Source organism: Paracoccus sp. J55 (genome assembly GCF_000513975.1).
Taxonomy (GTDB): Bacteria; Pseudomonadota; Alphaproteobacteria; order Rhodobacterales; family Rhodobacteraceae; genus Paracoccus.
In genome coordinates this window covers 83,947-94,647 of the sequence record NZ_AZVA01000015.1, presented here as the reverse complement: position 1 = coordinate 94,647, position 10,701 = coordinate 83,947, and the positions used below count along the sequence as shown (strand labels likewise).

Genomic DNA, 10,701 nt, shown 5'->3' with positions numbered 1-10,701 from the left:
GCGGCGAAGCCGTCGCCCCGGCCATCCGCCTGGTCCTGATCTTGCTCCTGATCCTGATCTTGCTCCTGATCCTGGTCCGGCTGCTCCTGATCCGCCTGGTCCTGGCCGGATTGCGCGCCCGATTGCGGCCCCGATTGCGGCCCCGATTGCGTCCGGGCCCGATCCTCCGGCCCGCCCTCCTGCCGGTCCTCCTGCCGGCCCTCCGGCCGGCGCCTGCTGCCGGAGGTCTCCGTCTCACGCGCCATGTGATGCCTCCATCTGATGCCCCTCCATGCTGTGGGGCCGATGAACCGGCAGGGGGCGCAAATGTTCCCGCCCCGGCCCAGGCCGCCGCGGCGACGGCAGGGGCCGGAAGGCATGGAAAGGAACGGGGACCGCCGGGGCCACCCCCCCCGCAAGCCTCCGCAAGCCGCCGCAAGCCCTTGGAACGCAAGGCCCCCGGAACGCCAGGCCCCCGGCGGCGCCCCGCCCGCATCGCCCGAATGTGAGCGGGAGGGCGCGTCCCGTTCTGCAACACTGCCGGAATATGCAGGTTGCAGAGGGTCGCCAAGCGGCGACGATCGATTAAGATATGTCAACTCGCCTGGAAGATGGAGACCCCGATGGCCAACGCTGAAGGCGGCCCCGCCGTCGATCCCGAGCCGGACCCCGAACTGGACAGGGCCCTGGCCGACCTGCTGGCGCAGACCGAGAAGGAGCCGGTCTCGCCGCGGCTGCGCGAACTGGCCAGGCGGCTCGAGACGGCGCTCGAGGACGCCCGCCACCGCCGCGCCGGCCCCGGCAAGGGCCCTGGCAATGGCCCCGGCAAGGCCCCCGGCGATGGCGGCGGTCCCGGCAAGGGCGGCGGCGCCCGCTAGCCCCGGCCGCTTTCCGCCCGGCCGCGCTTTCGCGCGGAACCATCCCCCCGTCCCGGCATTGACTCGGCGTCGCCACCTCGAGGATCGCGAAGGACCGTCATGTCGGACGACATACTCGGACATATCCCAGCCCTCCGGGCCTATTCGCGCGCCCTGTGCAGGTCGGTCCCCGATGCCGAGGACCTGGTCCAGGAGACCCTGCTGCGCGCCATCGAGAACGCCCATCGCTACCGGCCCGGCACCAACATGCGCGCCTGGCTGTTCACCATCATGCGCAACCGCTTCCTGACCAATTGCCAGAAGGCCGCGCGCGAGCGCACCGGGGCGGCGGATTGCGCCTCGCTGCTGGCGCAGGTCAGGCCCGGGCAGGAATGGCACCTGCAGGCGACCGAGCTGCAGGCGGCGCTGCGCGAGATGCCGCGGCATTACCGCGAGGCGATCATCCTGGTCGGCGCGCTCGGCGAGACCTATCTCGACGCCGCCCGCATCCTCGACTGCGACATCGGCACCATCAAGAGCCGGGTGAACCGGGCGCGTTCGATGCTGCGCCGGGTGCTGGAGCCGGCGCTCTGACCCCGGCCCGGGTCCCGGGCGCCTGCCCCGGGGCCATGGTCATGGCCAGGGCCGGGCGGCTCGCCGGAAGGACGGGCGGGGAACCGGCGCGGGAACATATGCGGGGAAGACGAGCCTGGGACATTTGGGGCCGGGAACATTGGGGGCCTGGAACATTTGCCCGGCCGGGCGGTTTCCCGCCTTCCCGGAGGCAGCCGGCACGCCCTGCGGAAGTTCCCCTCGCGCGCCGCCGGTCCGCGGCCCGGGGGCAGGCGCGCCGCGCCGGGCGGTTCCGCCGGCCGCGCGCGCGCCCCTCGGGGCCGCGGCGGGCGCTGGCCCTGCCGGGGTCGGGGCGCGGCCGCCACGCCGCCGCCCGGCCGCATCCGGAGGACCCGGAGCGGCGGGCCGGCAGGCCGGCGGCGGCCGCGGCCCGATTGAGGCGCCCCGAACGAGGCGGCCAGAACGAGGCCGGCCAGAATGAGGTGGAGCGTTCGAGAGGGCCGATCGAGGCGCGGCCGAGCAGGGCGGGGCGAATGATGCCGGCCGACGGGTCCGGCCGTGCGTTCGGCCTTGCGCGTTCGGCCCTGTGCGTTCGGCCTTGCGCGTTCGGCCTCGTGCGTTCGGCCTCGTGCGTTCGGCCTTGTGGCCCCGCCTTGCCGGAGGGCCGCCGGCGCGCCCCGCCCTCCTGCGCTTGCGGCCTTCCGCTTCCCCCGCCGCCTTTGCCTCCGCGCCGGTGCCGCCGCCCTCCGGCTCGGGCTTGCCGGCCCAAGGGGGCGTCGCGCCGCGGCCGAGCCTGGAGGCCCTCAGCTCCCGCTTCAGGACCGGGCCTGGGCCACTCCCCTCCGGTCCTGGCCGCCCTCCTGCCCGGGATGTTCCCCCGGAGGGGGACGCCTCATGCCGCGGCCATCCTGCGCACCCCGCCTGCGGCGGGCATGCGTTTCCGGGCACCGATGCCTGCCTTGCCGCCCCGCCGGAGGCCGCGCCGGCCGCCGCAGAACCGGGCGGCCGGAGGCCCGCCTCAGGCCGGCTCGACCGCGTCGCGGTTGGCCTCGCTCTCGGCGATCTCGGTCAGCAGTTCGTCGGTCTGCGATTCCTCCTCCAGCGTCTGCTCCAGAAGCGCCGCCGCCTCCTTCAGCCCCAGCTGCCGCGCCCATTGCCGCAGCGTGCCGTAGCGGGCGATCTCGTAATGCTCCACCGCCTGGGCGGCGGCGATCAGCCCGGCATCCAGCGCCGGGGCGCCCTTGAAGGCCGCCAGGACCTCCTCGCCCTCCTCGATGATGCCGTCGATGGCCGGGCAGGTCTTGCCCCGCGCCGGCTTGCCCAGAAGCTCGAACACCTGCTGCAGCCGCTCCACATGCGTCTCGCTCTGCTCGCGGTGCTGCTCGAAGGCCTCGCGCAGCCGCTCGGACTGCGCCCCGCGCGCCATCTTCGGCAGCGCCTTCACGATCTGCCGCTCGGCATAATAGATGTCCTTCAGCGTGTCGTGGAAAAGATCGTCGAGGACCTTGTCGGGCATCGGATGTCTCCTTCCTGAAAAAAAAAACAGCCCCGGAACCCGGAGCCGAGACGCAATCAACAAAACCAAGGCAAAGATGTTCCACGGAACAATCAGAAGAGAAAAAGGTTCAGGCCCGCGGCTGGGGTGCGGGCGCGGCCGGGGCGGGGCGGGCCTGCTCGCCCCGCGCCAGGTCGAAGCGCGCCTGCGCGGCCTGTATCGTGCCGATATTCGCCAGCGCCCATTGCGCCAAGGCGCAGACCGGCTCGCGCAGCGACCGGCCCAGTTCGGTCAGTTCGTAATCCACGCGCGGCGGGATGCTGGGCGTCACCGTGCGCGACACCAGCCCGTCACGCTCCAGCCCGCGCAGCGTCAGCGTCAGCATGCGCTGCGAAATGCTGGGAATCTCGCGCCGCAGCTCGTTGAAGCGCCTCGGCCCCTCGGCCAGGACCGAGACGATCAGCAGGCTCCACTTGTCTCCGATCCGCTGCAGGACGGCGGTAAAGGCCCTGCAACCGAAACTGTCGGGGTCGTGCATGGGAAGATCCTCCGGTTACCTTTGTGTGACCATGGCACAGCCGTGTAAGCGCGGCACAGGATTGTGCCTTCTTGCGGCCGGCCGCATGCCGGTTACATGGGAAGCCGCAGTATATATTCCATACCTAGGAGGCAATAGTGACCATCCTGCATATCGACAGCAGCATCACCGGCGAAAACAGCGTCAGCCGCGCGGTCAGCCGGGCCATCGTGGACAAGCTGGCCGCCGGGCGGCCGGATGCCCGCGTCGTGCACCGCGATCTTGCCCGCCATCCGCTGCCGCATCTGACGCTGGACGCCCTGGCCGACGCATCCGTGCTCGAGGAGTTCCTGGAGGCCGAGACGGTGGTGATCGGCGCGCCGATGTACAATTTCACCCTGCCCAGCCAGCTGAAGGCCTGGATCGACCGCGTCGTGGTTTCCGGCCGGACCTTCCGCTATACCGAGGCCGGGCCGGAGGGGCTGGCCAAGGGCAAGCGCGTGATCGTCGCCCTGGCGCGCGGCGGCTTCTACAGCGAGCATCCGGCCGCGGCGCTGGAGCATCTGGAGACCTATCTGCGTTCGGTATTCGGCTTCATCGGCATCGCGCCGGAATTCGTCATGGCCGACGGGGTGAATCTGGGTCCCGAGCAGCGGCAGGCCGCCATCGAGCAGGCCCTGGGCCAGACCCTGGAACTGGCAGCCTGATCGCGGTGCGGCCCGGCAGATGCCGGGCCCGTCCCGGCGGCGGGGAGGGATGCCGGCCCAGCCTTGCCGCATGACGCGAGGGCCCGCCCCCCGCCGCGGGTCAGCCGCGGATGCCGGTGGCGAACATCGGCCCGCCGCGCCAGCGCGGGAAGCCGTAGCCGTGGATCTCGACCAGGTCGATATCGGCAGGCGCCTGCGCGATGCCCTCCTCCAGGATCGCCTGCCCCTCGGCGGCCAGTTCGGCGACAAGGGCCTGGGCGATCTCGTCGCGGCTCATCGCCGGGCCGGGCCGGATTTGGCCCGCCAGCAGTTCGGCCACCGCCGGGGAAGGCTGCGGCCTGCGCTCGCCCGGGGCATAGTCATACCAGCCGCCGCCGGTCTTTTGCCCCTTGCGGCCGGCGCGGACCAGGATGTCGCCCAGCGTCTCGGGCACCTCCTGCCCCGCCGCCCGGGCGCCCTCGCGCTGCAGGAAGGCGATGTCGAGCCCGCCCAGATCCTGCGCCTCGAACGGGCCCATGGCAAAGCCATAGCCGCGCATGCCGGCGTCGATTTCGGCAATCGGCACGCCCTTGCGGACCAGCGCCTCGGCCGCGGCGCGATAGCGTTTCAGGATGCGGTTGCCGATGAAGCCCTCGCAGATGCCGGCGCGGACCGGGATCTTCTTCAGCAGCCGCGCCAGCGCGAAGCCGGTGGCCAGGGTGCGGTCCGAGGTTTCCGGCGCGGGCACGATCTCCAGGAGCTTCATCACATTGGCCGGGCTGAAGAAATGCAGGCCGATGAAACGCTCGGGGTTGGGCAGCCCCTCGGCGATGGCGCGCGGATCGAGATAGGAGGTATTGGTCGCCAGCACCGCATCCGGCCGGCAGACCCGGGCGAGTTGCTCGAACACGGCGCGCTTGACGCCGATTTCCTCGAACACCGCCTCGATGACCAGATCGGCATCGGCGAGGCTGGCGTAATCCGTCGTCCCGGTGACGCCGGCCGCCAGGGCCTCGGCCTGCGCCTCGGTCAGCTTGCCGCGCTTGACGCCGCCCGCGAAGATGCCGCGCAGATTGGCAAGGCCGCGCGCCACCGCCTCGTCGTCGCGCTCGACCAGGGTGACGGGCAGGCCCGCCTCGCGCAGGGCGGCGACGATCCCCGCGCCCATGGTGCCGCCGCCGATGACCGCCGCGCGGCGCAGGGGCAAGGGGTCCACCTCGCGCAGGGCGGCCGGGCGCAGCGCGGCGCGCTCGGCGAAGAAGACATGGCGCAGCGCCGCCGCCTGATCCGAGCCGCGCAGTTCCAGGAAGGTCTGGCGCTCGAAGGCCATGGCCTCGGCGAAGGGCGCCTCGACGGCCTTGCGCAGGCAGGCCAGCGCCCGCAGCGGCGCGGCAGCGCCCTTGGCGGCTTTGGCCACGGCCTTCTCCTGCTCGGCCCAGAAACCGGCATCGGGCGCGGCGACGGGACGGGCCGAGACCGGCGCGGGCAAGGGCCGGGCCAGCGCCTGCCGGGCGAAGGCTGTGGCGCCTTCCAGCAGGTCGCCCTCGATCACCGCATCGACCAGCCCGGCGGCGAGGGCCTTCGGCGCGCGCATCGGCCGGCCCGAAGTGACCAGCTCCACCGCCAGCGCGGCCCCGGCAAGGCGCGGGGTGCGCACCGTGCCCGAGGCGCCGGGAACGATGCCCAGGCTCACCTCGGGCAGGCCGACCGAGGCGTCGGGGGCGGCCACCCGGAAGCGGCAGCCCATCGCCACCTCGAACCCGCCGCCCAGGGCCGAGCCGTGGATGGCCGCGACCCAAGGCTTTTGCGCAGCCTCGATCCGGTCCACCAGATCGGGCAGGTGCGGCGGCTGCGGCGGCTTGCCGAATTCGGTCACATCGGCCCCGGCGATGAAGGTGCGACCGGCGCAGATTAGCACCACCGCCGCGACCTGTGGGTCCGCGTCCAGCATGTCCACGGCATCCCACAGCCCCTGCCGGAGCGCCTGGCTCAGCGCGTTGACCGGCGGGTTGTCCACGGTGACGATGGCGATTTCCCCTTGGCGGGCGATGGTGACGGTCATTTCCTCAGATCCCCAGATAGGCTTCGCGGATGCGCGGATCGGCGATCAGTTCCGCCGCCGGTCCCTGCATTGTGATGCGGCCGGTTTCCATGACATAGCCCCGGTCGGCAATCTTCAAGGCGCCGAAGGCGTTCTGCTCGACCAGCAGCACGGTGACGCCAAGCGCCTTGAGCCCGCTGACCACGTCGAAGATCTGCTGGACGATGATCGGCGCCAGGCCCATCGAGGGCTCGTCCAGAAGCAGGCAGGACGGCCGGCCCATCAGCGCCCGCGCCATGGCCAGCATCTGCTGCTGGCCGCCCGACAGCCCGCCGGCCGCCAGGTTGCGCTTTTCGCGCAGGATCGGGAACATCTGGAACGCGTCCTGCATGTCCTTTTCCACCCGGTCGTCGCTGTAGAGGAAGGCGCCGAGGCGCAGGTTCTCCTCGACCGTGAGGTTGGTGAAGATCTGCCGGCCCTCGGGCGATTGCGTCAGCCCGCGCGCCGGGCGGCGATGCGCCGGCACCCCGGCCAGCGGCTCGCCCCGGAAGGTGATCTGCCCGGCCGAGACCGGCTGCACGCCCGAGAGGCAGCGCAGCAGCGTGGTCTTGCCCGCGCCGTTGGCGCCGACCACGGTGACGATCTCGCCGGAATCGACATGCAGGTCGATGCCGTGCAAGACCTCGATGCGCCCATAGCGCGAGCGCAAGCCCTCAACCGTCAGCATCGGCACCCTCCTCGGTTCCCAGATAGGCGGCGATCACCGCCGGGTTGCGGCTGACCTCGGCCGGCGCGCCCTCGGCGATCTTCTCGCCATGGTCCAGCACCACGATATGGCTGGAAATGCGCATGACCATCTTCATGTCATGCTCGACCAGCAGGATGGCGGTGCCGGATGCCGCGACCTCGGCGATCAGGTGGTCGATCTCCTCGGTCTCGACGGCGTTGCAGCCGGCCGCCGGTTCGTCAAGCAGCAGCACCTTGGGCTTCATCGCCAGCGCGCGGGCGATCTCCAGCCGCTTGAGCGAGCCATAGGACAGGTTCCCCGCCTCGCGATCCGCCGCCCGCTCCAGCCCGACCCGGGCCAGCAGTTCGCGCGCCCCCGCCTCGGCCGCCCGCGCCCGGCGGCGCGAGGCGGGCAGGTGCAGCAGGTCGGCCAGCACCGCCCCCCGCTCCTGCAGGTGAAAGCCCGAGATGGCGTTTTCCAGCACCGTCATGTTCTGGAAGATCTGCAGGTTCTGGAAGGTGCGCGACATGCCGCGGCTGGCCAGCCGGAACGGCGCCATGCCGGTCACGTCCTCGCCTTCCAGCACCACCCGGCCCGAGCCGGGCTGATAGACGCCCGAGATCATGTTGAACAGCGTGGTCTTGCCGGCGCCGTTCGGGCCGATGACCGAGACGATCTCGCCCGGCTCGACCTTGAAGCTGACATCGTTCACGGCCTTGATGCCGCCGAAGCTGATACCCAGACCTTCGACCGAAAGCAGCGTCATTCGTCCCTCCCCCTCAGCTTGCGCAGGACCGAGGGCAAAAGCCCCTCGCGCAGGAAGATCATCACCAGCATCATCACCAGGCCCAGCACCAGCTGCTCGTATTCGGCAAAGACGGTCAGCGCCTGCGGCAGCAGCGTCAGGATGCCGGCGCCGAAGATCGCGCCCAGCACCGAACCGGCGCCGCCCAGCACGGCCATGGTCACCATCTCGATCGAATGCATGAAGCCGGCGACGTCGGGGGTGATGAACTTGTTCTGCAACGCCACCAGCGAACCCGCGACCGAGGCATAGACGGCCGAGATGACGAAGGCCTGCAGCTTGACCCGCGCCACGTCGATGCCGACGGTGCCGGCGGCGATCTCGGATCCGTGCAGCGCGCGCAGCGCCCGGCCGCTGGGGCTTTGATGCAGGTTCAGCGCCAGCCAGGCGCCGGCCAGCAGCACGAGCCCGCAGAAGAAATACCAGAACTGGCCGTTGGTCAGGTCCAGCCCCCAGTCTTTCAGCAGCCCGCGCAGGCCAAGCTCGGGCACGGCAATGCCGTCGGGGCCGCCGGTCAGCTGGCGCTCGTTGTTCAGCACCATCGAGACGAGGATGCCGAAGCCCAGCGTGGCCACGGCGAGGTAATAGCCCTTGAGCCGCAGGATGGGCCGGCCGACCAGATAGGCCAGCACGCCCGAGATCGCCGCGCCCAGCACCACGGCCAGCGACGGATGCAGGCCCAGATGCGTCGGCGCCAGCGCGCAGGCATAGCCGCCGATGCCGGCGAAACCGGCATGGCCCAGGCTGATCTGCCCGGCATAACCGGTCAGGATCACGATGCCGGTCACGGCCAGCCCGTTGACGAAGATCAGCGCGCCGACCCGGTAATAATAGCCCGAGGGAAAGAAGAAGGGCGTCACCGCGATCAGCGCGGTCAGCACCAGCAAAGTGGCGGATTTGGCGGTCAGTCTCGGCATCACACCCGCTCCGTCGATTTGCGGCCGAACAGGCCCTGCGGCATGAAGAACAGCACCAGCAGGATCACCACGAAGGCCGCGGCCTCCTTGTAGGTCGAGGAGAGGTAGCCCGCGGTCAGCGCCTCGATCAGCCCGATCAGGAAACCGCCGGCCAGCGCGCCCTTGGGATTGCCCATGCCGCCCAGCATGGCGCCGGCAAAGCCCTTCAGCGCAAAGCCGATGCCGACGTTATAGGCGGTCAGCGTGATCGGCGTCGCCAGCACCCCGGCCAGCGCGCCGATCCCGGCCGAAAGCGCGAAGGACAGCGTCATGACGAAATTGGTGTTGATGCCGACCAGTTGCGCCGCCAACCGGTTGTTCGAGGTCGCCAGCACCGCCCGGCCCAGAAGCGTGCGGGTGAAGAACAGCCACAGCCCGGCAAAGACCACCAGCGCGCCGCCGATCACCCACAGGCTTTGCGGCTGGATCGTCGCGCCGCCGATGCGCAGCGGCGTGTCGCCCGAAAAGGCCGGGAAGCTGTGGATCTGCTTGTCGAACACCAGCTGCGCCGCGCCCTGCAGAAAGACCGAGGCGCCGATGGTGATGATGATCAGCGACACGACCGGCGCGCCGCGCGCCGGCTCGATGGCCAGCTTGTTGATGGCCACCCCCAGCGCCGCGGTGGCGACGATGGCGATCAGCGCCGCCAGCGGCAGCGGCAGGCCGGCGGCATGGGCGAACCATGTGATCATGCCGCCCAGCATGACGAACTCGCCCTGGGCGAAGTTCACCACGTCCGAGGCGTTGTAGATGATCGTGAAACCAAGGGCGACCAGCGCATAGACCGCGCCCACCGTCAGCCCTGAAAACAGGAATTGCAGAAGTTCAGACATGCCGAGGCTCTCTGGCTGGGCTCTCCCGAGCGGGCGGAAGCGGTCCCCCTGCGGGGACCGCGCGGGTTCATTCGACGATGGACCAGCTGCCGTCCTTGACCTCCAGCATGCGGAAGGCCGACAGGTCCAGCCCCAGATGGTCCTCGGGGGTCATGGTGTAGATGCCGGTCGTGCCCGCCAGCCCCGAGGTCTGTTCCAGCGCGTCGCGGATCGCCTCGGGCTCGGCCGAGCCGGCGCGCGTCACCGCATCGACCAGCAGCGCGAAACCGTCATGGGCATAGCCGCCGAAGGTGCCGACCGGCTCCTTGAACTTGCCCTCATAGGCGGCCTTGTAGGCCGTCACCACCGGCTTTTGCGGATCGTCCTCGGCCAGCAGGTCCGCGACCAGCAGCGCGGTGCCGGGCAGGCGCACGCCCTCGGCGGCCTCCTTGCCGGCCAGCTCGATGAACCCGTCCGAGGCGACGCCATGGGACTGGTAAAGCGGCAGCTCGATGCCCAGCTGGCGATAGTTGCGGGTCACGATGGACGGGCCCTGGCCGAAGCCCGGGTTCAGCACCGCCTGCACGCCCGCCGTGTTGCGGATCTTGGTCAGCTGCGCCGTCATGTCGGCGTCCTTGGGGTCGTAGGTCTCGTCCGCGGCGATCTCGATGCCGTATTCGCCGACCACGTCCTTGCACTGCGCCTGCATCGAGGCGCCGAAGCCGTCGGTGCCCGAGATCATGCCGATCTTCTGGATGCCGCTCTTCTGCATGTCCTCGAAGATCTTCTGGCAGGCCATGCGGTCGGTATGCGGGGTCTTGAAGGTAAAGGGCTTGACCGGCTGGACGATGTCGATGGCGCCGGCCAGCGAGATGAAGGGGATCTCGGCGTCCTCGGCCACCGACAGGATCGACATCGAGGTGCCGGTGGTGGTGCCGCCGATGATGGCCTGCACCTCGTCATCCTCGATCAGGCGGGTGGCGAAGGTGCGCGCCTTGTTGGCGTCGCCGCCGTCGTCGTAAAGCACCAGCGCGATCTTTTCGCCGTTGATGCCGCCCTTGGCGTTCAGCTCTTCGACCAGCATCTGCAGGGTCTTGGCCTCGGGATCGCCCAGGAAGGCGGCCGGGCCGGTGGCCGAGACCGAGGCGCCGATCCTGATCTCGGCGCTGGCGGCAGAGGCCAGACCAAGCGCGATCAGCGCCGCCGGAACGGTCGTCATCAGGATGTTCTTCATGGTTTGTTTCCTCCCAGAA

At 70.4% G+C, this 10,701-nt stretch carries 12 protein-coding genes; 3 read left to right on the top strand and 9 right to left on the bottom strand.

Features of this window, described 5'->3' with window-relative positions; translation table 11 throughout:
• A partial coding sequence (locus PARJ55_RS0114210; protein WP_028712653.1) for a hypothetical protein occupies positions 1 to 245 on the bottom strand: 245 nt, incomplete at its 3' end.
• A 357-nt stretch (positions 246 to 602) separates the two neighbouring features.
• Between PARJ55_RS0114210 and PARJ55_RS0114205 the strand changes: the two genes are divergently transcribed.
• Together PARJ55_RS0114205 and PARJ55_RS0114200 are read left to right on the top strand one after the other, a co-directional pair.
• Entirely contained in the window at positions 603 to 857 is a 255-nt protein-coding gene (locus PARJ55_RS0114205) for a hypothetical protein (RefSeq protein ID WP_036713907.1), read from the top strand.
• 99 nt (positions 858 to 956) lie between these two features.
• The gene (locus tag PARJ55_RS0114200; RefSeq protein ID WP_028712651.1) at positions 957 to 1,430 is read left to right on the top strand and encodes a sigma-70 family RNA polymerase sigma factor; all 474 of its coding nucleotides are present in this window, start codon (positions 957 to 959) and stop codon (positions 1,428 to 1,430) included.
• 997 nt (positions 1,431 to 2,427) lie between these two features.
• Here PARJ55_RS0114200 and PARJ55_RS0114190 read toward each other — a convergent pair.
• Complete coding sequence (locus PARJ55_RS0114190) at positions 2,428 to 2,925, bottom strand: ferritin-like domain-containing protein (RefSeq protein ID WP_028712650.1); 498 nt, start codon at positions 2,923 to 2,925, stop codon at positions 2,428 to 2,430.
• 109 nt (positions 2,926 to 3,034) lie between these two features.
• Complete coding sequence (locus tag PARJ55_RS22155; protein WP_036698316.1) at positions 3,035 to 3,442, bottom strand: helix-turn-helix domain-containing protein; 408 nt, start codon at positions 3,440 to 3,442, stop codon at positions 3,035 to 3,037.
• A gap of 137 nt (positions 3,443 to 3,579) precedes the next feature.
• Here PARJ55_RS22155 and PARJ55_RS0114180 point away from each other — a divergent pair, with 137 nt between their 5' ends.
• The gene (locus tag PARJ55_RS0114180) at positions 3,580 to 4,128 is read left to right on the top strand and encodes an FMN-dependent NADH-azoreductase (protein ID WP_028713646.1); all 549 of its coding nucleotides are present in this window, start codon (positions 3,580 to 3,582) and stop codon (positions 4,126 to 4,128) included.
• A 100-nt stretch (positions 4,129 to 4,228) separates the two neighbouring features.
• Here PARJ55_RS0114180 and PARJ55_RS0114175 read toward each other — a convergent pair whose 3' ends face one another.
• The 6 genes from PARJ55_RS0114175 to PARJ55_RS0114150 all read right to left on the bottom strand — a co-directional run bounded on the left by PARJ55_RS0114175 (position 4,229) and on the right by PARJ55_RS0114150 (position 10,682).
• Positions 4,229 to 6,169 carry a 3-hydroxyacyl-CoA dehydrogenase NAD-binding domain-containing protein gene (locus PARJ55_RS0114175; RefSeq protein WP_028713645.1) on the bottom strand — a complete coding sequence of 647 codons (1,941 nt, stop codon included), beginning with the start codon at positions 6,167 to 6,169 and terminating at the stop codon, positions 4,229 to 4,231.
• Between the two features lie 4 nt (positions 6,170 to 6,173).
• Complete coding sequence (locus tag PARJ55_RS0114170) at positions 6,174 to 6,875, bottom strand: ABC transporter ATP-binding protein (protein WP_024843928.1); 702 nt, start codon at positions 6,873 to 6,875, stop codon at positions 6,174 to 6,176.
• Entirely contained in the window at positions 6,862 to 7,641 is a 780-nt protein-coding gene (locus PARJ55_RS0114165; protein ID WP_028713644.1) for an ABC transporter ATP-binding protein, read from the bottom strand. The genes PARJ55_RS0114170 and PARJ55_RS0114165 overlap by 14 nt, the downstream gene beginning before the upstream one ends.
• Positions 7,638 to 8,597: a branched-chain amino acid ABC transporter permease gene (locus PARJ55_RS0114160; protein WP_028713643.1), complete on the bottom strand. Its 960-nt coding sequence runs from the start codon at positions 8,595 to 8,597 to the stop codon at positions 7,638 to 7,640. Before PARJ55_RS0114160 ends, PARJ55_RS0114165 begins: the two co-directional genes overlap by 4 nt.
• Positions 8,597 to 9,469: a branched-chain amino acid ABC transporter permease gene (locus tag PARJ55_RS0114155; protein WP_011751016.1), complete on the bottom strand. Its 873-nt coding sequence runs from the start codon at positions 9,467 to 9,469 to the stop codon at positions 8,597 to 8,599. The genes PARJ55_RS0114160 and PARJ55_RS0114155 overlap by 1 nt, the downstream gene beginning before the upstream one ends.
• A 67-nt stretch (positions 9,470 to 9,536) precedes the next feature.
• Positions 9,537 to 10,682: an ABC transporter substrate-binding protein gene (locus PARJ55_RS0114150; RefSeq protein WP_028713642.1), complete on the bottom strand. Its 1,146-nt coding sequence runs from the start codon at positions 10,680 to 10,682 to the stop codon at positions 9,537 to 9,539.
• Positions 10,683 to 10,701: the final 19 nt, after the last annotated feature.

Excerpts from the sequence above, each read along its gene's own strand:
- PARJ55_RS0114205 (WP_036713907.1), top strand. The coding sequence starts at position 603 with ATGGCCAACGCTGAAGGCGGCCCCGCCGTCGATCCCGAGCCGGACCCC.
- PARJ55_RS0114200 (WP_028712651.1), top strand. The coding sequence starts at position 957 with ATGTCGGACGACATACTCGGACATATCCCAGCCCTCCGGGCCTATTCG.
- PARJ55_RS0114190 (WP_028712650.1), bottom strand. The coding sequence starts at position 2,925 with ATGCCCGACAAGGTCCTCGACGATCTTTTCCACGACACGCTGAAGGAC.
- PARJ55_RS22155 (WP_036698316.1), bottom strand. The coding sequence starts at position 3,442 with ATGCACGACCCCGACAGTTTCGGTTGCAGGGCCTTTACCGCCGTCCTG.
- PARJ55_RS0114175 (WP_028713645.1), bottom strand. The coding sequence starts at position 6,169 with ATGACCGTCACCATCGCCCGCCAAGGGGAAATCGCCATCGTCACCGTG.
- PARJ55_RS0114170 (WP_024843928.1), bottom strand. The coding sequence starts at position 6,875 with ATGCTGACGGTTGAGGGCTTGCGCTCGCGCTATGGGCGCATCGAGGTC.
- PARJ55_RS0114165 (WP_028713644.1), bottom strand. The coding sequence starts at position 7,641 with ATGACGCTGCTTTCGGTCGAAGGTCTGGGTATCAGCTTCGGCGGCATC.
- PARJ55_RS0114160 (WP_028713643.1), bottom strand. The coding sequence starts at position 8,597 with ATGCCGAGACTGACCGCCAAATCCGCCACTTTGCTGGTGCTGACCGCG.
- PARJ55_RS0114155 (WP_011751016.1), bottom strand. The coding sequence starts at position 9,469 with ATGTCTGAACTTCTGCAATTCCTGTTTTCAGGGCTGACGGTGGGCGCG.
- PARJ55_RS0114150 (WP_028713642.1), bottom strand. The coding sequence starts at position 10,682 with ATGAAGAACATCCTGATGACGACCGTTCCGGCGGCGCTGATCGCGCTT.